General features: G+C 72.2%; 19 protein-coding genes and 2 pseudogenes. 11 read left to right on the forward strand and 10 right to left on the reverse strand.

The genetic code is table 11. From position 1 onward, the window contains the following. Positions 1-458: 458 nt before the first annotated feature. Both ACP4J0_RS01240 and ACP4J0_RS01245 read left to right on the forward strand, forming a co-directional pair. Entirely contained in the window at positions 459-662 is a 204-nt protein-coding gene (locus ACP4J0_RS01240; RefSeq protein ID WP_030039020.1) for a cold-shock protein, read from the forward strand. Between the two features lie 478 nt (positions 663-1,140). Continuing rightward, positions 1,141-1,545: a CBS domain-containing protein gene (locus ACP4J0_RS01245; protein WP_426596707.1), complete on the forward strand. Its 405-nt coding sequence runs from the start codon at positions 1,141-1,143 to the stop codon at positions 1,543-1,545. A 55-nt stretch (positions 1,546-1,600) separates the two neighbouring features. Here ACP4J0_RS01245 and ACP4J0_RS01250 read toward each other — a convergent pair whose 3' ends face one another. The 4 genes from ACP4J0_RS01250 to ACP4J0_RS01265 all read right to left on the reverse strand — a co-directional run bounded on the left by ACP4J0_RS01250 (position 1,601) and on the right by ACP4J0_RS01265 (position 4,072). Continuing rightward, positions 1,601-1,960 (reverse strand): hypothetical protein, encoded by a 360-nt coding sequence (locus ACP4J0_RS01250; RefSeq protein ID WP_426520353.1) that lies wholly within the window; start codon positions 1,958-1,960, stop codon positions 1,601-1,603. A 122-nt stretch (positions 1,961-2,082) separates the two neighbouring features. Further along, positions 2,083-2,421, reverse strand: coding sequence for a MerR family transcriptional regulator (locus tag ACP4J0_RS01255; RefSeq protein WP_426596708.1), 339 nt, complete (start codon positions 2,419-2,421; stop codon positions 2,083-2,085). Positions 2,422-2,990: 569 nt separating this feature from the next. Continuing rightward, a complete protein-coding gene (locus ACP4J0_RS01260) occupies positions 2,991-3,539 on the reverse strand; it encodes a YceI family protein (RefSeq protein ID WP_426596709.1) in 549 nt (182 codons plus the stop codon). Positions 3,540-3,598: 59 nt separating this feature from the next. Beyond that, complete coding sequence (locus ACP4J0_RS01265) at positions 3,599-4,072, reverse strand: carboxymuconolactone decarboxylase family protein (protein WP_426596710.1); 474 nt, start codon at positions 4,070-4,072, stop codon at positions 3,599-3,601. Between the two features lie 185 nt (positions 4,073-4,257). Between ACP4J0_RS01265 and sigJ the strand changes: the two genes are divergently transcribed. Further along, complete coding sequence (gene sigJ, locus ACP4J0_RS01270; RefSeq protein ID WP_426596711.1) at positions 4,258-5,202, forward strand: RNA polymerase sigma factor SigJ; 945 nt, start codon at positions 4,258-4,260, stop codon at positions 5,200-5,202. A gap of 4 nt (positions 5,203-5,206) precedes the next feature. Here the strand turns inward: sigJ and ACP4J0_RS01275 are convergent, their stop codons facing one another. Next, the gene (locus ACP4J0_RS01275; RefSeq protein WP_426596712.1) at positions 5,207-5,851 is read right to left on the reverse strand and encodes a TetR family transcriptional regulator; all 645 of its coding nucleotides are present in this window, start codon (positions 5,849-5,851) and stop codon (positions 5,207-5,209) included. A gap of 69 nt (positions 5,852-5,920) precedes the next feature. On the opposite strand from ACP4J0_RS01275, the pseudogene ACP4J0_RS01280 reads away from it, so the two are divergent. The 4 genes and pseudogenes from ACP4J0_RS01280 to ACP4J0_RS01295 all read left to right on the forward strand — a co-directional run. Further along, positions 5,921-6,553, forward strand: a pseudogene (locus ACP4J0_RS01280) (alpha/beta hydrolase); the annotation flags it as partial. A 138-nt stretch (positions 6,554-6,691) separates the two neighbouring features. Beyond that, positions 6,692-7,609: pseudogene (locus ACP4J0_RS01285) on the forward strand (virginiamycin B lyase family protein); the annotation flags it as partial. Further along, positions 7,606-8,268 (forward strand): CatB-related O-acetyltransferase, encoded by a 663-nt coding sequence (locus ACP4J0_RS01290; protein ID WP_426596713.1) that lies wholly within the window; start codon positions 7,606-7,608, stop codon positions 8,266-8,268. The pseudogene ACP4J0_RS01285 and the gene ACP4J0_RS01290, both read left to right, overlap by 4 nt. Beyond that, positions 8,265-9,005 (forward strand): DUF5701 family protein, encoded by a 741-nt coding sequence (locus tag ACP4J0_RS01295; protein ID WP_426596714.1) that lies wholly within the window; start codon positions 8,265-8,267, stop codon positions 9,003-9,005. The genes ACP4J0_RS01290 and ACP4J0_RS01295 overlap by 4 nt, the downstream gene beginning before the upstream one ends. Positions 9,006-9,034: 29 nt before the next feature. Here ACP4J0_RS01295 and ACP4J0_RS01300 read toward each other — a convergent pair whose 3' ends face one another. Together ACP4J0_RS01300 and ACP4J0_RS01305 are read right to left on the reverse strand one after the other, a co-directional pair. Next, entirely contained in the window at positions 9,035-10,120 is a 1,086-nt protein-coding gene (locus ACP4J0_RS01300) for a PP2C family protein-serine/threonine phosphatase (protein ID WP_426596715.1), read from the reverse strand. A gap of 209 nt (positions 10,121-10,329) precedes the next feature. Beyond that, the gene (locus tag ACP4J0_RS01305; protein ID WP_426596716.1) at positions 10,330-11,553 is read right to left on the reverse strand and encodes an MFS transporter; all 1,224 of its coding nucleotides are present in this window, start codon (positions 11,551-11,553) and stop codon (positions 10,330-10,332) included. A gap of 90 nt (positions 11,554-11,643) precedes the next feature. Here ACP4J0_RS01305 and ACP4J0_RS01310 point away from each other — a divergent pair, with 90 nt between their 5' ends. The 3 genes from ACP4J0_RS01310 to ACP4J0_RS01320 all read left to right on the forward strand — a co-directional run bounded on the left by ACP4J0_RS01310 (position 11,644) and on the right by ACP4J0_RS01320 (position 14,359). Then, a complete protein-coding gene (locus ACP4J0_RS01310) occupies positions 11,644-12,615 on the forward strand; it encodes an ArsR family transcriptional regulator (RefSeq protein ID WP_426596717.1) in 972 nt (323 codons plus the stop codon). Positions 12,616-12,873: 258 nt separating this feature from the next. Next, complete coding sequence (locus ACP4J0_RS01315) at positions 12,874-13,398, forward strand: glutathione peroxidase (RefSeq protein ID WP_426596718.1); 525 nt, start codon at positions 12,874-12,876, stop codon at positions 13,396-13,398. A gap of 100 nt (positions 13,399-13,498) precedes the next feature. Further along, complete coding sequence (locus tag ACP4J0_RS01320) at positions 13,499-14,359, forward strand: MerR family transcriptional regulator (RefSeq protein WP_426596719.1); 861 nt, start codon at positions 13,499-13,501, stop codon at positions 14,357-14,359. A gap of 116 nt (positions 14,360-14,475) precedes the next feature. On the opposite strand, the gene ACP4J0_RS01325 is transcribed toward ACP4J0_RS01320, so the two are convergent. The 3 genes from ACP4J0_RS01325 to ACP4J0_RS01335 form a co-directional block, all read right to left on the reverse strand. Further along, positions 14,476-14,667 carry a DUF397 domain-containing protein gene (locus tag ACP4J0_RS01325; RefSeq protein WP_398133892.1) on the reverse strand — a complete coding sequence of 64 codons (192 nt, stop codon included), beginning with the start codon at positions 14,665-14,667 and terminating at the stop codon, positions 14,476-14,478. 210 nt (positions 14,668-14,877) lie between these two features. After that, the gene (locus tag ACP4J0_RS01330; protein WP_426596720.1) at positions 14,878-15,735 is read right to left on the reverse strand and encodes a helix-turn-helix domain-containing protein; all 858 of its coding nucleotides are present in this window, start codon (positions 15,733-15,735) and stop codon (positions 14,878-14,880) included. 291 nt (positions 15,736-16,026) lie between these two features. Beyond that, a complete protein-coding gene (locus ACP4J0_RS01335) occupies positions 16,027-16,785 on the reverse strand; it encodes a GOLPH3/VPS74 family protein (RefSeq protein ID WP_426596721.1) in 759 nt (252 codons plus the stop codon). A gap of 194 nt (positions 16,786-16,979) precedes the next feature. Between ACP4J0_RS01335 and ACP4J0_RS01340 the strand changes: the two genes are divergently transcribed. Then, on the forward strand, positions 16,980-19,406 hold the full coding sequence (locus ACP4J0_RS01340; RefSeq protein ID WP_426596722.1) for a D-alanyl-D-alanine carboxypeptidase: 2,427 nt from the start codon (positions 16,980-16,982) through the stop codon (positions 19,404-19,406). The last annotated feature ends 131 nt before the right edge of the window (positions 19,407-19,537 follow it).

The raw sequence follows: 19,537 nt of genomic DNA on the forward strand, positions 1-19,537 counted from the left end.
CCCGACATCCTGTGCCCGATCCGATCGGCCGCGCCGGTCGCCTCTCCGTCCCGTGTCACGGGTGGCAACGCGGAGTGAGGCACACCGCTGAAAAGGCACAGTGCGCATTTCGCGTACGGGGAAGCACGGGGAAGCAGGGGAAGCACGGGGATTTACGGAACCAGCAGGGTCTGGACCGCATCATATCTGTACCCGTGAGGGGAGGGTTTGACGGAACGTGCGGACAGTTTCCTTGCAGCCTCGAACAGAGCGGAATTAGTCACCGCACACAGGCCGCCATGACGTGCTACTGTCGATACAAGTTGCAGTTGTGGTTCCCACATTCCATGTTCTTCCCAGACGGCCTCTGTGTCACTGGAAGTGCTTTTGGCGCCGGTCTTTCCGGGCGGGGTGATCATCGCGGCGACGCGGCGTCCGTGCAGTGCGGATGCCGATCACTGCCCCGAAGGAGACAAGACATGGCTACTGGCACCGTGAAGTGGTTCAACGCTGAAAAGGGATTCGGCTTCATCGAGCAGGACGGTGGCGGCGCCGACGTGTTCGCCCACTACTCGAACATCGCCGCCCAGGGCTTCCGTGAGCTGCTCGAAGGTCAGAAGGTGAGCTTCGACATCGCTCAGGGCCAGAAGGGTCCGACGGCCGAGAACATCGTCCTCGCCTGACTCAGACCCGCACTTCGCAGCTGGGGCCCGCATCCTTCGGGGTGCGGGCCCCAGCTGCATCCGGTTTCCCGCGGTGTTCGCACCTGCGGGAGACTGCGGGACGACTGCGTAATGACGACGGGACGACTGCGGGTAATTCTCACGACTGATGGGAATTTTCAGGAGTGCGGCACGGATTCCCGTTCGGCGGCACGGATTCCGTTCGGAGATTCCCCGCCGATGCATTCCGTCGCGACCTGAGCCGCAGCGCACGGTCGCTTCGCATTCCGTTCGGCCTGTTCCCTGCAATTCCCCGTTCTCGTTCTCCATGCCGCTCCTGCCGCGGAATTCCTTGCTACGTGCCGTATCGAGGAATGTTCCGCGAACGGCCGTTCCGCCCGCGCCTCGAACGACGGCGCCGGCAGCGTCGCACCAGGAGGAACGGCAACCGGTAACCGTCCTGATCAGGAAGCTCACCCATCTCCGCAGGAGGCACCTCTTGACGCTGGTCCAGACGCATCCCCGCTCAGCGAGCACCCGCCCCGCGCACAGGACGGTCGCCGATGCCATGGACGCCGCCGGGCCCCAGGTCTGGGACGACATGACCGTCGAGGTGGCGCTGTCCGTCATGGCCGCCGCCCGCACGGGTCACCTCGTCGTCTGCGACGAGGACGGCCGGTACTCCGGTCTGGTCACCCGGGCCCGGCTCGCCGCCGTGCGGGACGGCGCCGGATACACGGACCGGGTCCGTCTGCGCGACATCGCCGACGGCGGCGGGCCCTTCGCCTCGCCGCTGACCACGCTGGCCGAGGCCGAGCACGCGATGCGGCACCGCCGGCTCGGGGCGCTGCCCGTGGTCGACGAACACGGCAACGCCCTGGGCGTCCTCGCGCTCTCCCGCTGAGCCGCCTCACCGCCGTCGGCCCCGGCCCCCTTCGCACGAGCCGGACAGCGGCGGGTCAGTGGTCGGAGTAGCTGAAGTCACCCACGGTCCAGGCGCTGACGTCCTCGATCGCGACGCGGTACATCCCGCCCGTCTCCGGGATTCCCACCGTGCCCTGCAGGATCCGGGCGACGTGGAAGTGCAGGTGCGTGGGTGGTCCGGCCCTCTTCACGGAGGTGTCGAAGACGGCGGCGAACTCGCCCAGGCTGGCGGAGTCCGTCAGCACTTCCGCCACCCGCTGCCTCCACACGGCTTCGGGAGCCAGGCGACCGGTGATGACAGCACCACCGGTGACCACGGTCAGGGACATCTGACTGCTCTGCCCGGACTCCACAAGGGCGACAATGTCAACGATCAGCTCGTCAGGCTTCGGCATGAGACCGGATTCTATGCGCCCGCCCGTCCGGCCGGCGCTCCCCCAGGGGGATCCCCCCGGGACCGTCCCGGTCTGCGGTCACCGCCGGCACCCGTCTCCCCGGCCTGGCGTCCACGTACAAGTCAGGCACCCGCCTGGTGACCGGACCCGACGCCACCGCGTCGCAGTTCGTCGTTGATGCGCTTGGCCTCTTCGAGCTGGTCCTCCAGGATGATGATGCGGCACGCGGCCTCGATGGAGGTGCCCTGGTCGACCATCTCGCGGGCCCGGGCGGCGATACGCAGCTGGTAGCGGGAGTAGCGGCGGTGGCCGCCCTCGGAGCGCAGGGGCGTGATCAGCCGGGCTTCACCGAGCGCCCGCAGGAAGGCGGGCGTGGTGCCGAGCATCTCCGCCGCCCGCCCCATGGTGTACGCGGGGTAGTCGTCGTCGTCGATTCGGTCGAGCGGTGTGTCTGCGGTCATCTGCACCTCTGATTACGGAACGCGTCGAGGGGCCTTGGTGCCGTACGGCACCAAGGCCCCGAGGGATTTGTAACACCACCGACCGGCTAATGCGATGCCGGCCTTCTGTTTCCGCACCGGCCCCCGACGGGGGGCGGAGAGTGCGGGGATCGCGGATGCGTGACCGTGTGACCACCTTCCGTTCCGGGGCCTGCGGTACCCGGGCGGACCGTTCTCGCCCGGGCGATCCTGATGGCGTACGCCTCCTTCTCTCTTCCTGCTGCTGAACCTCTTGGTACTGCTGGTACTGCTGGTACTGCGGAACTGCGTACTGCCGGCGGCCCTGACAAGGCCACCCGCCCGGCGGTCAGCGAGGGGACCCCGGTACCTGCTCCGGCCCCGCCACTCCACCGCCGTGCACAACCTCTGTCCTGCATGCGGGCAGTTCGTGTCTGCCACGCCTCACTGACTTCCTGGCTACAACAGACACGTTAAACCCATCCCTGCCGCATGTCTACAGCAGCCATGACAGATTTCGGTCCGTACGAGTGACAGCTTGTACGCCGGTACCGTCCCCGGACCCGCCTGGGTCAGGGCTGTCGCCGGATCGCGCTGAGGTCGAACTCCAGCACCACCTTGGGGCTGACCAGGGCACCGGTCGCGGCGTTCCAGTTCACGCCCCAGTCGTTGCGGTCGATGGTGGCGCCGCCCTTGAGGGCGACCCGGAGGTTGCCCTGGGGATCGCTGCCGTCGCCGGTCACCTCGACGTCCACGGTGACCGGGGCGGTCACGCCGCGGATGTCCAGGTCGCCGGTGACCTTGTAGTGGGTCTGGCCGACCTGTTCCACCTCGGTCGAGGCGAAGGTGATGGCCGGGTGGTGTTCGGCGGCGAGGAACTTGCCGCGCAGCATGTCGTCGCGCTGCGGGTTGCCGGTCCGGATGCTCTCCGCCCGGATCACGAGCCGTGCGCCGGACCTCGACGGGTGATCGCCGTCCAGTCGCGCACCGCCCTCGAACTCGTCGAACCGTCCGCGCACCCTGGTGGCCAGCGTGTGCCGGGCGACGAACCCGATGCGGGTGCGGGCGGTGTCGAGGACGTAGTCGCCGGTCAGGTCACTGAGGCTGGTGGTGGCTGTCACGCTCGGTCCCTCCTGGCTTCGCGCGCCGGTTCGGGGCGTAGGGGGTACGGGTCCGCCGGTCACGCGAACTGGCCGGGCCGGTAGTCGCCCGCGGGCCGCTGGGCGATGACGTTCAGGCGGTTGAGGGCGTTGATCAGGGCGATGACCGACACCAGGGCGGCGAGCTGGTCCTCGTCGTAGTGCTTGGCCGCGTTCGCCCAGACCTCGTCGGGGACGCCGCCGGCGGCGTCGGCGACGCGGGTGCCCTGCTCGGCCAGCTCCAGGGCGGCGCGCTCGGCGTCGGTGTACACCGTGGCCTCCCGCCATACGGCCACCAGGTTGACGCGCTGCGGGGTCTCCCCGGCGTGCACGGCGTCCTTGGTGTGCATGTCGACGCAGAAGCCGCAGCCGTTGATCTGGCTGACGCGGAGCAGCACCAGTTCCCGTGTCGCCGGCGGCAGCGCCGAGTCCGCGAGCGCCCTGCCCGCCGAGACGATGTGCTTCAGGAACGTGGCCGAGCCCGGGTGGGCGAAGAAGTCGAGACGGGCGGTCATGGTGATCTCCCTTTTTGCCGCGTAGCCGTTTCACCCCGTGGCGACGGGGTGTGCGGGACCGTGCCGGTCCTGGCAGTACGACGAGGCAGCCCCGCGGAATGTGAGGTGACGCCCCCGCCTCACATTCCGGAGGGCTGTCTCGTCGTACTGGTGACGGCGGACGCGGCCAAAGGAGCGGCAACACCATGAAGACCCAGTCGGAGCCAGGAGACGGACCGCTCGATCCGGGCCTGGGCGCGGTCATGAGCGAGCGGCGCCGGCTGATGAATCTCGCGTACCGGCTGCTCGGCTCGCTGACCGACGCCGAGGACGTCGTGCAGGAGACGTACACCCGCTGGTACGCCATGTCCCCGGAGCAGCAGAAGGCCGTCGAAGCCCCCGGCGGCTGGCTGACGAAGGTCGCGAGCCGCATCTGCCTCGACCAGCTCGGCTCGGCCCGGGCCCGGCGCGAGCGCTACGTGGGCGAGTGGGTCCCGGAGCCGCTGCCGGACGCCGCGGAGTGGGCCGACGGTCGGCCCGGCGGCAGGGCCGCCGACCCCGCCGACCACGTCACGCTCGACGAGTCGATCACCATGGCCTTCCTCGTCGTGCTCGACTCGATGACCCCCGCCGAACGTGTCGCGTTCGTCCTGCACGACGTGTTCCGCTACCCCTTCACCGAAGTGGCGGAGATCGTCGGCCGTACGCCGGCGGCCTGCCGACAGCTGGCCACCTCGGCCCGCCGCCGCCTGCGCGCGTCGCGGGCTCCGGCGACTCCGGCGACTCCGGCCGCCCAGCGCGCCCGTGTCGTCCGGGACTTCCGGCAGGCCTGGGACGCCAAGGACATCGACGCCCTCATCGGCCTCCTCGACCCCGGGGTGTCGGCGATCAGCGACGGCGGCGGCCGCGTCAGGGCGGCGCTCGCCCCGGTCGAAGGCGGTGAACGGGTCGCGCACTACCTCGTCGAGCTCGCCGAGCGGGCGCCCGGCCTGGTGCTTCTGGAGCGTACGGTCAACGGCCGGCCCGGTCTGGTGCTGCGGCTGGAGGATGCCACCGTGGCGGTGATGTCGTTCGACGTCAGCGGTGACCGGATCACCCGCATCTGGGGGGTGCGGAACCCCGAGAAGCTCCGGCCCTGGACCGGGTTCTAGCCGGCTAGGACCGCCCGTAGTCCGCGAGGGCCGGTGTCAGCAGGTCGAAGGCGCGCGGTGCCTCCCGTGCCAGGACCTCCGCGATCTCCGGATTGGTGTGCCCGGCCAGCGTCAGTTCCTGGATGCGGGTGAACAGGACGCGGTGGACTCCGCCCAGCAGGGCCGCGGCCGTGCGGGGCGTGATGTCGTCGGGCGGGGTGGCCGTCGATTCGGCCAGGACCGCGGCCAGCGCGTCCTCCCGCCGGTCGTGGAGGCCGCGCAGGCAGGCGGTGAGGGTGGGGCTGTCGGCGATCATGCGGGTGAAGGCCGGGCCGGCGAAGCCCGCGACGGGGTCCTGGGCCTCCACGGCCGCCAGGAAGGCGCCGCGCAGGGCCGTCAGCGGGGTCTCGCCCGGCTCGCGCGCGGCGACCGTGCCGGCCAGGGCGGCGACGAACTCGTCCTGGTGGTCGAGGGCCAGGTCCTCCTTGTGCGGGAAGTAGTTCGTCACCGTCTTCTTGGCGACCCGGGCGGCGTCGGCGATCTCGGCGATGGTCGTGCGCTCGAAGCCCCGCTCGATGAAGAGCCTGGTCGCCCGGTCGGAGATCAGCTGCCGTGTCTCGCGCTTCTTGGTCTCACGGAGGCCCAGCGCCGCCGGTGTGTTCGGATCCATGAGGGAATCTTACCTCCGTTGTATTTTTATGTTGACAGTCAGAGTAGCTCGTGCGTAAAGTTACTCCCGATGAATGAATTAATCGAGGGGAACGGCACCGGCGACGGCGCCGTCATCTACGTACACGGGGGCGGGTTCGCCCACACCGCGCCGGAGGCCGAGCGAGTCCTCGCCCGCCGGCTGTCGCGGGCCACCGGCCGTCCCGTACTGCGGGTGGACTACCGGCTGGCGCCCGCCCATCCGTACCCGGCGGCCCTGGAGGACGTCCTCGCCGGCTGGCGGAGTGTGCTGGCGCGGGGGGTTCCGGCCGAGCGCGTGGCGTTCTTCGGCGAGTCGGCCGGGGGGACGCTCGTCCTGTCCGCCCTGCTGGAGATCGAGCGGACCGGCGGGCCCCGGCCCGGCGCCGCGGTCGTCGTCTCGCCCGTCACCGACCTGGCACTCACCAGCGCCTCCCTGACGGCCAACGACGGCAAGGACGTCATCGACCGGACCGTCCTCACGTCCGTCTGCGCCCAGTACCTCGCGGGCGCGGACCCCCAGGAGGCGCCGCAGTCACCGCTGTACGGCGATCTGCGCGGACTGCCGCCGCTGCTCGTCGCGGCCGGCGGGGACGAGGTGCTGCTGGACGACGCCCGCCGGTTCGCGCGGGCCGCGGAGGCCGCCGGGGTGAGCGTGCGCCTGCGCGTCCACGAGGGCATGAAGCACGCCTTCCACCTCTCCGAGGAGGACGGGGCCGCGCTGTTCGAGGAGGCCGGACAGCTGCTCGCCGACCTCGCCGACCTCGGCGACGGAGCCGACACCAGCACCAGCACCACGGGTACCGGCACCGGGGCCGGTCCCGTACGGGAGTTCAGCGTCGGCGACCCGGACGCCGGCCCCTACGCCCTCGCCGAAGGGCCGGACGGCGCCCTCTGGTTCACGCTCGTCCACCGGGGCGCCGTGGCCCGCCGGGATCCGGGCGACGGGAGCGTCACCGTCCACCCGGTCGGTGCCGGGCCGACGGTGATCGCGCCGGGCCCGGACGGGGCGATGTGGTTCACCGAGTACCAGGCGCACCGCATCGGCCGGATCGCCCCCGACGGCTCCTACTCCTCCTTCGCGCCCCTGACCGCCGAGGGCGGGCCGTTCGGGATCACCGCCGGCCCGGACGGTGCCATGTGGTTCACGCTCTCGGCGGCCGACCGCGTCGGCCGCGTCACCATGGACGGCGTCGTCACCGAGTTCCCGGCGCCGGGTGCCTTCCCGTCCGCGATCACCGTCGGCCCGGACGGGGCCCTGTGGTGCACCCTCAACCAGCAGAACGCCGTCGGCCGGATCGCCACGGACGGCCACGGCACCGTCCACCCCCTGCCGACCGGGGGCGCGGCTCCGGTGGGTATCGCCGCGGGGCCCGACGGGGCGATACCGACCGGGGGCGCGGCTCCGGTGGGTATCGCCGCGGGGCCCGACGGGGCGCTGTGGTTCACCGAGATCGGGGCCGGGCGGATCGGCCGGATCACCGTGGACGGCGAGATCACCGAGTACCCGCTGCCCGACCCCGCGGCCCGGCCGCACGCGGTCACGGCCGGCCCCGACGGCGCGCTGTGGTTCACCGAGTGGGGCAGCGGGCGGGTCGGCCGGATCACCGTCGACGGCCGCGTCACCTCGTACGCGCTCTCCCGCCCCGACAGCGAACCGCACGGCATCTCCCAGCACGGCGGCGCCCTGTGGTGCGCCCTGGAAACCGGCTCCCTGGCCAGAATCGAGGTCCCCGCATGACCGGCCCCGGTGCGATTCCCGACCCCGGCGTCCTCCACCCGCTCGCCCAGCATCCGCGGGTCGTCCTCCTCAAGCCGCTCGTCACCGACGAACGCATCCAGGTCGGCGACTTCACCTACTACGACGATCCCGACGACGCCACCGCCTTCGAGACCCGCAACGTGCTCTACGCCTACGGTCCGGAGAAGCTGGTCATCGGCAAGTACTGCGCGATCGCCTCCGGCACCCGCTTCCTGATGGCCGGCGCGGAGCACCCGACCATGGGCGTGTCGACGTTCCCGTTCACCATGTTCGGCGGCGCCTGGGCCGAGGCCACCCTCGACCTCGTCACCGGCATGCCCAGCCGTGGCGACACGGTCGTCGGCAACGACGTGTGGTTCGGCTACGGCGCCACCGTCATGCCCGGCGTGCGCATCGGGGACGGGGCGATCGTCGCCGCGGGCTCGGTGGTCACCGGGGACGTTCCGCCGTACACGATCGTCGGCGGCAATCCGGCCCGGCCCATCCGCGCCCGGTACGACGCCGAGGACATCGCGCGGCTCCAGCGGGCCGCGTGGTGGGACTGGCCGGTCGAGCTGGTCACCCGCCACGCCCGGACGATCATGTCGGGCAGCCCGGCCGACATCGAGACCATCGCCACGAAGGAGAACCTCGCTTGACCGACCGGACGCACCTCCCCGCCTCCAGCACGCCCGCCTCCAACACCCCCGCCCCCAGCGCCCCCTCCTCCAGCACCCCCGCCTTCGACGCCGCCGCCGAGTTCGACCGGCAGGTCCGCACGCTCACCGCGCTCGGCTACCCGGCGTTCTCCGGGCGCACTCCGGAGCAGTTCGCCGAGCTGGTGGCGCCGCTGCGCGCCGAGGCCGTGGCCCACACCGGTGACCCGGGCCAGGAGCACGACCCCGCCGGCACGGGCCGGGTGCCCTTCGTCCTGGTCGTCACCCGCGCACTCGCCCCCATCGAGCAGGCCATGCCGCTGACCACCCTGCACGGCGGCCGGCTGCCCGGGTTCGTCGACCGGACCTTCGAGCCCGGCTCCCTGGAGCGGTTCGTCGCCACCGAGGAGGCCGCGCCGCCCGGCCGGGACGGTGTCCACCTGCTGTTCGACGTCGAGCGCGGGGAGGAGTTCTGCGGAGTCGTCCCCCACGACGCGATGGCCGCCGTCGCCGGGCGGGGCCGAAGCCTGCTCACCATCGAGGAGGGCATCGCGCTGATGACGCACACGCCGCAGATCCTGGTCAAGAACAAGTGCTTCTCGCTGGGCGGTTCACGCTGCGGTGACCGCCGGGTCCCGGCGATCTGGATCAGCCAGAAGGCCCCGAAACTCGGCTGGTGCTGGGAGGGCAACCCGCACACCTGGCTCGGGATGGCGTCCGCCGGGGCGCGCCGCGCCTGAGCCGGGCCGGGGGCCGTCCTTTCGGGCCGTCACGGGCGGGCCGCTCCTGCTCCGTCGTGGTCCTGGTACCGCAGCAGCAGCATCGCCGCGTCGTCGTGGTGCGGCCCCGCCGCGTGCCGTACCAGGTCCTCGCGGAGGGCGTCCAGGGCGCGGTGGACGTCGGGGTCCTTCAGGAGGTGGGCGCGTTCGGCGAGCGGGTAGAAGCCGCCCTCCTCGTCCCGGGCCTCCGTGACGCCGTCGGTGTAGAGGAGCAGCTGGTCGCCGGGGGTGAAGGGCACCGGGTACGGCTCCGGGCCGGGGCCGCCGTGTGCGGCCAGCCCCAGCGGGAGGGCGTAGGCCGGCGGCTCCGGGAAGTCGGCTGTGCCGTCGCGGTGGACGACCATCGGGGCCGGGTGGCCGTAGTTGAGGAGGACGACCCGGTGGTCGTGGCCGATCTCGGCGAGGATCGCGGTCACGAACTTCTCGTCCTCCAGCTCGCGGGCGACGCTGCGTTCGAGCCGCTCGCCGAGCCCGACCAGGTCCTTCTCGTCGTAGGCCGCCTCCCGGAAGGCGCCGAGGACCCTGGCCGCGGTCTCCACCGCGGCCAGGCCCTTGCCCTGCACGTCGCCCACGATCACCCGGACGCCGTGCGGGGAGGCCACCACCTCGTACAGGTCCCCGCCGATCCGTGCCTCGGCGAGCGCCGAGGTGTACGAGACGGCCGCGTGCAGCGGGCCCGCGGTCAGTGGCACCGGGCGCAGCAGAACCCGCTGGGCCGCTTCCGCGATCGACCGCACGCTGGCCAGCTCCGCCTCCCGGCGCGTACGCATCACGGCCGCCGCGATGCCGACGCCGGTCACCCCGGTCACGGAGGCCATGGCGGTGTAGCCGCGGGGGCGGTCGAAGAGCCCGTTGTACAGGCCGAGGCTGACGCAGAGCAGCAGCGCGACCAGTCCGATCACGGCCGTGCGCCGCCAGCCGCCGACCAGACCGGCGAACGCAGGGCCCAGCGACACCAGGGGCAGGAGCCCCACCCCCGGGCCGGCCGTGACGTCCACGACGGCGACCACGGCCATGGCCGCCACAGGCATCCAGGACAGCGCCCTGGAACTGGCCGGCGGCTTCTTCACGGTCATGACTACTCCGGTGTCGCAGCGCTCAGGAGTCGCCTTCTCCCTGTTCTCAGGCGCCCCTCCCAGTCTCTTAGACTATGCAAGGGTTTGCTCGCGCAGGTGTTCCGGAGCAGTCCTTAACCCAATCGAGGCCGAGAGTGCGGTGCGGTGCGGTCCGGTCCGCCGCAGTCCGGACCGGTCCGGCCCGGTCCGGCCCGGTCCGGTCCGCGGGATCACGCCGCTCCTGCCACCCGCCTCGGCAGCAGGCCTCCATCGGCCGCGTCCCGTCGGCTCGCCGCCGTCAGCGTGAGTGTCACCGCGAGCGATGCGGCCGCCATCACGGTCATCGCCGTCGCCGGGGAGCTGAACTGGGCCACCGTGCCCGCCAGGACGGCGGCGACCCCCTGCATCGTGAGCATCCCGGCGGAGTGCAGCCCGAGGGCGTGTCCGGACAGTTCGCCGGGGGTCAGGGCGACCAGGCGCTCCTGCTGCACCAGGCTCGCGCCGAAGCCGACGGAGGCCAGGCCGACCAGTACGGCCGTCAGCGGCAGCGGCGGGCGCAGGAAGAGGACGAGGTAGGGGGCGGCCAGCAGCACCAGCAGCGGCACGCCGAGGCGCGGGCGCAGCCCGGCCGGCAGCAGGCGGCCGATCGCCACGTCCCCGGCCAGCATGCCCAGCGCGGCGCAGGCGAACAGCGTGCCCGCGGCGCGGGGGTCGTAGGAGACGTACAGCGATTCGCAGCCGACGACGAGGCCGTTGGGGATCCACAGCGCGAGGTAGACGTGCCGTCGCGGTGCGGAGGACCACAGCCGGGCGTTGGTGCGCCAGGTGGCGGCCACGGAGGGGCGGCCGGTGACGCGTGGCGGGCGGCGGGTCAGCCGGAGGGCGAGGCCGGCCGCGGTGCCGTACAGGACGGCCGCGAGCAGCAGGCACAGCCGCGGTGACAGCAGGGTCACCAGGACGCCGCCGGCCGCGTATCCGGCGATCTGCATGACGCCGCTCATCATGTTGAAGAGCGAACGCCCCGTCAGGTACCCGTTCTCGCCGCCCTTGGAGAGGATCTCGTTCAGCAGGCCCCAGCGGACTCCGCCGCCGAGCGAGGCGATCAGTCCCTCGGCGAGGACGATGGCGAACATCGCCCAGACCGGCAGGCCGGGCAGCGCGAGGGCCGCGGTGGCGGCGGCGAAGGCGAGCGAGAGGCCCGCCAGCGTCGCGCGCGGGGCCAGCCGGTCGGCGCCGGAGAGGAAGAACGTGGCGCCCAGCACCTGTGCCAGCGAGGGGCCGAACATGCTCACCGCGGACAGCAGCGGCGAGTCGGTCGCCCGGAACACCAGTGTGCCGAGCGCCAGTCCGCTCACCGTCTGGGCGGCGATGCCGGCCGAGGAGGAGAGGAAGAGAGGGCTGAACTCCGGGGTGCGGAAGAGGTCCGCGTAGCTTTTGCGGCTCGTGTCTGGCATGCGGGGAGTCTGCGGCGGCACGGAGAGCCGCCGTTATCGTTTCGCGCGGACGCGAAAGGTGGCGGGGAAGAGCCGAGGGGGTGGGGCGGTATGGGGTGGTGGCAGCTCAGCGCCGACACGCTCGCCCGCAGCCGTTTCGTCCTCTCGCCGCTCGCCGAGACCTTCGCCTGTCTGAAGCTGCTGCACGCCGACGTGGCCGGGCATCCGGGCGAGCGGGCCTGGCTGGACGCCCACCTGCCCGCCTACCGGCGTCGGCTGGCGGGCGATCCGGTGACCGCGCTGCTCGTCCGCTCGGGGATCGGCCGGGAGTGGATCGCCGACTTCCTCACCCCCGCCCCGCGCGAGGGCGAGACCTTCGAGGAGGGCGTCGCCAGGGTACGGGCGGCCCGGCCCGGCGAGGCCAGGGCGGATCTCCGCGTCTCCCTCGCCGGGACGCTCCCCGCCGCACTGGACCGCGACGACCTGCCCGAACGCGCCGCCGCGCTGCTGGAGTACGTCTGGGACGAGGCCGTACGGCCGGACTGGGACCGGCGTCGCCGTGTCCTGGAGGCCGATGTCGTCGCGCGGATCGCGCAGGTGAGCCGGGGAGGCTGGGCGGCCGCGCTGGACACCCTGCGGCCGGGCACGCGCTGGCTCGGTGACAGCCGGCTCCAGATCAACCTGAACGCGTATCCGCCGCGCGAGCTCTCCGGGGCGGAGCTGGTCCTCGTACCGATCACCCCGCAGCGGCACGGCTGGGTGTCGTGGGAGGAGGCGGAGCGGTACGCGGTGGTCTATCCGTGCGCCGGTGTCCTCGCGGACGGCGGCGCACGGGCCGTGCCCGCCGCCCTGGGCGCGCTGCTCGGGCCGGCCCGGGCGGGCGTGCTGGTGCTGCTCGGCTCCCCGATGAGCACCAGTCAGCTGGTCGGGGTGACCGGGCAGGGCCTCGGTTCGGTCGGACGGCATCTGCGGGTGCTGCTGGACGCGGGGCTGGTGGAGCGGCGGCGGGCGGGCCGGTCGGTGCTGTACTCGCGGACGGCGGCCGGGGAGGTGCTCGTCGAGGCGGGCGAACGAGGGGGATGACACGGCCGGGAGAGGACGCGGCCGGGAGGGAATGCTGCCGGAGCAGGTAGGCAGGACGCGGCCGGAGCGGGTGGGCGGGACGCGGGCCGGAGCGGGCAGCCGGGACGCGGGCAGGCGGGACGCGGGCCGGAGCGGGCAGCCGGGACGCGGGCAGGCGGGACGCGGGCCGGAGCGGGCAGCCGGGCCGCGGGCAGGCGGGACGCGGGCCGGAGCGGGCAGCCGGGCCGGAGCGGGTAGGCGCGGGGCTAGCATCCGTTCATGACGACCTCCGAAAAGAACGCGCAGCACCACGACGGCCTCCCCCTCGACGTCGAGATCGGCGCCCTTCAGGGCGGGTCCGCCGACCTCGCCCAGTACGCGGGCCGGGTCGTACTGGTGGTCAACGTGGCTTCCAAGTGCGGGCTCACCCCGCAGTACGCCGGTCTGGAGCGGCTGCACGAGCGGTACGCGGAGCGGGGCTTCACCGTGCTCGGCGTGCCCTGCAACCAGTTCATGGGCCAGGAGCCGGGCAGCGCCGACGAGATCGCCGAGTTCTGCTCGGCGACGTACGGCGTCACCTTCCCGATGACCGAGAAGGCGGAGGTCAACGGGGAGGGCCGGCATCCGCTGTACGACCGGCTGACCGGCTTCGCCGATGCCGGCGGGCACAGCGGGGACATCCGCTGGAACTTCGAGAAGTTCCTGATCGGGCGGGACGGCAAGGTCGCCGCGAGGTTCTCGCCGCAGACCGAGCCGGAGTCGGCCGAGGTCGTGGCGGCCGTGGAGGAACGGCTGGCGGGCTGATCGGACGGGTCCGGGCCGGCTGGTTGACCTTGCCCCTGGGGCAGGCACGAGCGTCGTCGTCGCCGGGCGGAAGGGCCGCCCGGTGACGGAGGATGACGACGTGGACGATGCACGCGACGACGAGTTGCTGGCCATCGGGGCGTTCGCCGCGCGGGCCCGGCTGTCGGCCAAGGCACTCAGGCTGTACGACCGTATGGGCCTGCTGGTGCCCGACCATGTGGACGAGGCCACCGGTTACCGCTACTACCGCACCCGCCAGACCGAACGCGCCCGGCTCGTGGCCCTGCTGCGCCAGCTGGACATGCCGCTCGCGAAGGTCGCGGAGGTGGTACGGGCGGACGGGCCCGGCGCCGCCGGTCTGCTCGACGCCTACTGGGCGGGAGTGGAGGCCCGGGTGGCCGGGCAGCGGACGCTCGCCGAGTACCTCCGTGGACGTCTTTCGGGGAGGAGCTCCGAGGTGTACGGAAAGTTCGTGGTCGAGACGGTGGACGTGCCCGGGCAGGTGGTGGTCAGCGAGACCCGGCACACGCTGGCGGACGAGCTGCCGGCGTGGATCGGTGCCTCGCTGACCCGGCTGGAGGAGGCGGCCCGGGGCTGCGGGGGTGTGACGGCGGCGCCGTTCGTCGTGTACCACGCCGAGGTGTCGATGGAGAGTGACGGCCCGGCGGAGTCGTGCGTGCCGGTCACCGACGAGGCGGCGGCCCGGACGTGGTGCGAGGAGCGGGGGCGGGCCTGGCAGACGCGGGTGCGGGTGGAGCCGGCCCGGCGGCTGGCCCGCACCCGGATCACCAAGGCGCAGGTGGCCCATCCGCAGATCCTGGCCGCCTTCGAGGCGGTGGAGGAGTGGATCGCCGCTCAGGGCCTGACGGTGGCGGGGCCGTGCCGTGAGGTGTACTTCGCCGACTGGGACGCGGCGGGCCCCGAGGACCCGGTGTGTGACATCGCCTTCCCCGTGCGCTGAGGCGGGGGCGAGGCCGGGTGACGGAAGGTCAGGACTGAACAGAGCCCTCTCGGCAAGGTCGGCGAGCTGGTCGAGAGGGCTCCGTCGGCGGTGCCGGCGGACGGCGCGCGGAGTCGTTACTTCTTGACCGAGGTCACGAAGGCGTTCCACGCGTCGGCGGGGAACGCCAGGACCGGGCCCTCGGTGACCTTCGAGTCGCGGACGGCGAGTGCCGCCACGAGCGGTGACCGGACCTCGACGCACGCACCGTTTCCTCCGGAGTAGGAGGACTTGGTCCATGATTCCGTGGCGCCCTGAAGAATTGCCATGTCTGCTCCGATGGCGAGTTGCTGAGTACTGTCGCCGCGCCGCGCGCCCACTGGGCCGCGGCGCGGTTTACGCCAATGACACGTGATCTTTGGCGTGATCGACGCTACTCGCTGACCTCGCCGATCGGAGCAGCCATTCACCCGACCGGATGGCATATCCGGACGACACTTCCAGTACCGCCCACCGGGGTGTAGCATCCCGCCGCCATGTCAGCGGGCGTACTCCTTGGCCACGTCCTCGATGAGTTGCCGCGACTGTTCCACGTTCAGTGCCTGGGCCCGCAGGTGCTCGTACATGACCGTGTACTTCTGCACGTCCTGCGCCTTCTCCAGGTACAGGTCGCTGGTCACGCCCTCGATGTACACGACGCTGGAGTCGGCCGCGTCGGCGAACTCCAGGATCGAGTACTGACCGTTGATACCGGGGTGCGCCCCGACGTCGAACGGCAGCACCTGCACGGTGATGTGCGGCAGCTGCGACATCTCGGCGACGTGCTCCAACTGCTCGCGCATCACCTGCTTGCCGCCCACCACCCGGCGCAGGCTGGCCTCGTCGAGGACAACCCACAGCCGCAGCGGGTTGTTGTCGGCGCAGATGCGTTCCTGGCGCCGTATGCGGACCTGGACCCGTTTCTCGATGTCCGCGACCGACGTCTCGGGCAGGGCGCCCTGGATGAGCGCCTCGGCGTACGGCCGGGTCTGCAACAGGCCGGTGATGATCTGGGGTTCGTACGTCCGCAGCGACTCCGCGTCGGTCTCCAGACCGATGTAGACGCTGTACGGGATGTCCCCGAACGCGTGCCACCAGCCCTGCTGGCGCGAGTCCTTCGCCATCTGCATCAGCGAATCGACGACCCGCTGGTCCTCGACCTCGTACACCCCGCACAGGTCGCGGACGTCGCGCTGGCTGATACTGCGCCGGCCGTTCTCCAGGCGGCTGATCTTCGACTGCGAGACCAGCAGCCGCTCCGCCACCTCCTCGGCCGTCATGCCCTTGAGCTCACGGAGCCGGCGCAGCTCCTGGCCCAGCCGGCGCCGCCTGACGGTGGGATTGACATTGGACGCCACGGGACGTGCACCTCCGGCTGCGTGACTCATGACTGCCACTTTGCGTATCTGCTGCTGAGCAGACTGCCACCAAGGTGCTTTCTACCGCTGGGAAACGGTCTATATGCGCCGCGTACACGCCAGTTCGGGGTGCCACCCGCACACATGGCCGCGCGGGGCGGCGGGAGCCTTCCGTCGTCCGGGCTCGCCGGACGTACGGTCGGCCCCGCCACCCCGCGCGAACCCGCGGCTCCCGTGACCGGGTCCAGGGGACTGGTGGTGCGGCGGTGCGTTACTGCGGTGCGTTGCGGCTCAGTGGGCGACCGCACGCGCCATGGATCCGTGGCGCGGTTGCGCCGGAACACCGCGGGCGGGTTCCGGGGCGGGCCTGGCCCCCGGTCCCGCGGCCTGGCGGCCGGCCGGGGCCGGGCTGCGGCGTGGCTGGGCCGCAACGCCGTTCTGGACGTCCATCACCGCGTGCGCCACCAGTCCGCCCATGGGGTCGTGCCTGATGAGGTCCCGCAGGCGGGACCGTGACGAGCGTCCTTCGTTGCCCGGGTAGAGGTGCTTGCCGAGACCGACCGCGTGGGCCAGCGCGGCGAGCGCCGCGGTCCGCGGGTCCGGCGGTACGCCGGTGCGGATCGCCGAGTCCAGCCGGGCCTTGATCTCCCTGCTGATCGCCGTGTCCGTCGCCTGATAGCGAGTCGTCGGCAGCACCCCGCACATCTGGCCCTCCACGGCATGCACCATGCCGCATCGCTCCAGATGCGAGAGGTAGGTCTGGCGCAGCCCCAGGCGGGGCCCGCCGATCCAGTTGACCGCCCGTACCGGAGCGCCACGCCTTCGCAGCAACTCCAACGCGCAGTCCAGTGTTGGATCTCCTGTCGGCCGTGGTGCCACCACGGCGATACGATCCCCGTCTGGGGCTATCCGTCCGGCCAGCGCCAGCTCCACCAGCTGTGCTCCGGCCAGACCGAGGTCGAGCGACTGCGGCTGTGCGGTGGTACCCGTGGTCGGGTCCAACGCCAGCAGCAGAAGCTCCTCCGGAAGTGTTCTGCGGCTCCTGCCCATCCATGCCTCCCCGCGTGGATGACAGACAGGGTGACCCCTCTCACATTGGTCTGTCGAGGGTGCGTGACCGCTTCGTAGTGGAACCAGTAGGTATGTCGTTCTCGTCTACCGCGTGGGTTCTACCCGTACACAGGACACTGGTACATGGTTCGGTAGCGCACACAGAACGTGCGCGGCGCGTGGAGGAGGCATCGGTGGCGGGCGAGTCCCCCGACAGGTCGAAGCAGTGCGAGTCGTCGGAAGAACCGACGTCGGGGAGCGTGGGCCCGGTTCCCGAAGCCAGGACCGAGGCGAGCGAGACGCGTGATCCGCGGCTGGCGGTGGCACGGGAGGACGCGAAGTCCTCGGCGTCCTCGGCGTCCACGGGGTCCGCCGGGTCCCGTGGGAGCGTCGATACGGCGACCCGGGTGCTCTCGGTCCGCGAGACGGAGGCGGAGGCGGCCGCCGGCCCGGAGAGCCCCGCCGAGGACGAGGCAGAGACCGAGGCCGAGGACGAGGCCGCCGGCCGGGTGAACTCCGCCGAGGACGCTGCCGCCGAGCCCGCCGCTCCGACCGACGGCCGGCTGCGGGACGCGGTAGCCGCCTGGGTGTCGACCGCGGACGAGCGGGCCGCCGTGAACGAGCGGCTCGGGGACGCGAGGGACGCGGAGGACTCGGAGGACGCGGAGGACTCGGTGGAGGCCGAGGCGAGCGCCGAGGACGCGGGGGCCGCGGAGGAGAGCCGGCGGGACTCGGAAGCGCCCAAGGACGGGCGCGGCGCCACGGCCACGGACGCCGGCACGGCTTCCGGGGCGGACACGGGCGCGCCCGACGCGCCCGCGGACGCCGAGCAGCCCGCCGACGGCGGGACCGACGGCCGCGCCGACAGGCCGCAGGACACGGAGAAGCGCGCGGACGGTGCTGCCCCCGCCGAGGGCGGGCCGGGCCGCTCCGAGGACGACGGCGACGACGACTCCGACAGCGACGCCGACGAGCAGCCCGTCGATCAGCCCACCGCCGTCTTCAAGGCCCCGCGGCCCTCCGCGCCCGCCGTCGACCAGCCGACGACCATGCTGAAGCTGGGCGACGCCGCACCCGCGCCCAAGAAGACCGCACCCGCGAAGACCGGTGGGAGCGCCGAGACCGACTCCGAGCGCACCAGCAAGTTCGTCGCCCTCCGGAACCCGGACGACCCGGCGACGCGCAAGCCCCCGCAGCCCCCGTCCAAGGCGTCGAAGGCATCCGAGGCGTCCGAGGCCTCCAAGGCCGCCCCCAAGGCGCCGCAGGCGCCCCGTACCGGCGCCACCGCCGCCGTACCGCAGGTCGGGCCCGAGCTGACCAGGCAGCAGCCGATGCCGCCGAAGCCGCCGCTGGATCTGCTGGCGGAGCTGACGAACACCCCGCCGCCCCCGGAGACCCCGCTGCGGACGACGGTGCGCCGGGTCAAGATCTGGACTCCGCTGGTCGTCCTGCTGGTGATCGTCCTCGGTGTCGTGCAGTCCATGCGTGCGCTGCCGACGCCGACCCTCGACCTCACGGCGCAGGACAGCTTCACCTTCGAGGGCGGCAAGCCCGAGATCCCGTGGCCGTCCAGCGGGCAGGCCGCGCTCGACGTGCAGGGCATCGGCACGTTCGGTTCGTCCGGCGAGCAGAAGCCGGTGCCGATCGCGAGTGTCGCCAAGGTCATGACCGCGTACGTCGTGCTGCGCGACCACCCGCTGGGCAGCGGCGCCGAGGGGCCGAAGATCCCGATCGACCAGGCCGCCGAGGACCAGTCGGACGCGGGAGACGAGTCGACCGTCCAGGTCTACGCGGGCGACTCGATCTCCGAGCGCGAGGCGCTGGAGGCCATCCTGATCGCGTCCGCGAACAACGTGGCGCGGCTGCTCGCCCGCTGGGACGCGGGGTCCGAGGAGGCGTTCGTGGCGAAGATGAACGCCGCCGCGAAGGACCTCGGCATGACGAACACGACGTACACCGACCCGTCGGGGCTGAACGACACGACGGTGAGCACGGCCGTGGACCAGGTGAAGCTGGCCAAGGAGGCGATGAAGTCGCCCGCGTTCCGCGAGGTCGCCGCGAAGATGTCGTACGACGACTACAAGGGCGAGAACCACCCCAACTGGAACCAGCTGGTGGGCTCCAACAACGTCGTCGGCATCAAGACCGGCACCACCACCTCCGCGCTCGGCAACCTCGTCTTCGCGGCGAAGAAGGAGATCGGCGGCGAGACCCGGACCATCGTCGGTGCCGTGGTGCGCCAGCCGGCCGGCGGCAAGGACAACACCATCCTCGGTGCCGCGCTGGCCTCCAGCGACAAGCTGATCCGGGCCGCGCAGGACACGCTGGAGTCGTCGACGATCCTGAAGAAGGGGTCCGTCGTCGGGTACGTCGACGACGGTCTCGGCGGCCGGACGCCGGTCGTCGCCACGAACGACGTCAAGGCGGTCGGCTGGTCCGGGCTGACCGTGAAGCTGACGTTCACGGCGGACGAGGTGCCGCACACGGCCGCGGCCGGCACGAAGGTCGGCACGCTCACGGTGGGCGACGGCGGAGCCGCCGGCGCGGTGCAGGTGCCGGTCGCCCTGCAGGAGGACCTCGTAGAGCCCGCCCTCATGGACAAGCTGACCCGCCTGGGCTGACGCCCGGCCCACCCGGCCCTTCCGGGCCGGACCGGCCCTCCCGTCCCCGCGGCCCCCCGGCCGCGGGGACGTTCGCGTCCCGGAGGGTCGTGGAAGGTCCGGAAGGGGCCCGGAGGGCCGCCGAGGGGAGG

Origin of the sequence: Streptomyces sp. WG7 (assembly GCF_049975785.1) — a bacterium.
Classification (GTDB): Bacteria; Actinomycetota; Actinomycetes; order Streptomycetales; family Streptomycetaceae; genus Streptomyces.

Excerpts from the sequence above, each read along its gene's own strand:
- ACP4J0_RS01335 (WP_426596721.1), bottom strand. The coding sequence starts at position 16,785 with ATGGGCAGGAGCCGCAGAACACTTCCGGAGGAGCTTCTGCTGCTGGCG.
- ACP4J0_RS01310 (WP_426596717.1), top strand. The coding sequence starts at position 11,644 with ATGGGGTGGTGGCAGCTCAGCGCCGACACGCTCGCCCGCAGCCGTTTC.
- ACP4J0_RS01315 (WP_426596718.1), top strand. The coding sequence starts at position 12,874 with ATGACGACCTCCGAAAAGAACGCGCAGCACCACGACGGCCTCCCCCTC.
- ACP4J0_RS01290 (WP_426596713.1), top strand. The coding sequence starts at position 7,606 with ATGACCGGCCCCGGTGCGATTCCCGACCCCGGCGTCCTCCACCCGCTC.
- ACP4J0_RS01275 (WP_426596712.1), bottom strand. The coding sequence starts at position 5,851 with ATGGATCCGAACACACCGGCGGCGCTGGGCCTCCGTGAGACCAAGAAG.
- ACP4J0_RS01250 (WP_426520353.1), bottom strand. The coding sequence starts at position 1,960 with ATGCCGAAGCCTGACGAGCTGATCGTTGACATTGTCGCCCTTGTGGAG.
- ACP4J0_RS01325 (WP_398133892.1), bottom strand. The coding sequence starts at position 14,667 with ATGGCAATTCTTCAGGGCGCCACGGAATCATGGACCAAGTCCTCCTAC.
- ACP4J0_RS01300 (WP_426596715.1), bottom strand. The coding sequence starts at position 10,120 with ATGACCGTGAAGAAGCCGCCGGCCAGTTCCAGGGCGCTGTCCTGGATG.
- ACP4J0_RS01240 (WP_030039020.1), top strand. The coding sequence starts at position 459 with ATGGCTACTGGCACCGTGAAGTGGTTCAACGCTGAAAAGGGATTCGGC.
- ACP4J0_RS01265 (WP_426596710.1), bottom strand. The coding sequence starts at position 4,072 with ATGACCGCCCGTCTCGACTTCTTCGCCCACCCGGGCTCGGCCACGTTC.
- ACP4J0_RS01255 (WP_426596708.1), bottom strand. The coding sequence starts at position 2,421 with ATGACCGCAGACACACCGCTCGACCGAATCGACGACGACGACTACCCC.
- ACP4J0_RS01305 (WP_426596716.1), bottom strand. The coding sequence starts at position 11,553 with ATGCCAGACACGAGCCGCAAAAGCTACGCGGACCTCTTCCGCACCCCG.
- sigJ (WP_426596711.1), top strand. The coding sequence starts at position 4,258 with ATGAAGACCCAGTCGGAGCCAGGAGACGGACCGCTCGATCCGGGCCTG.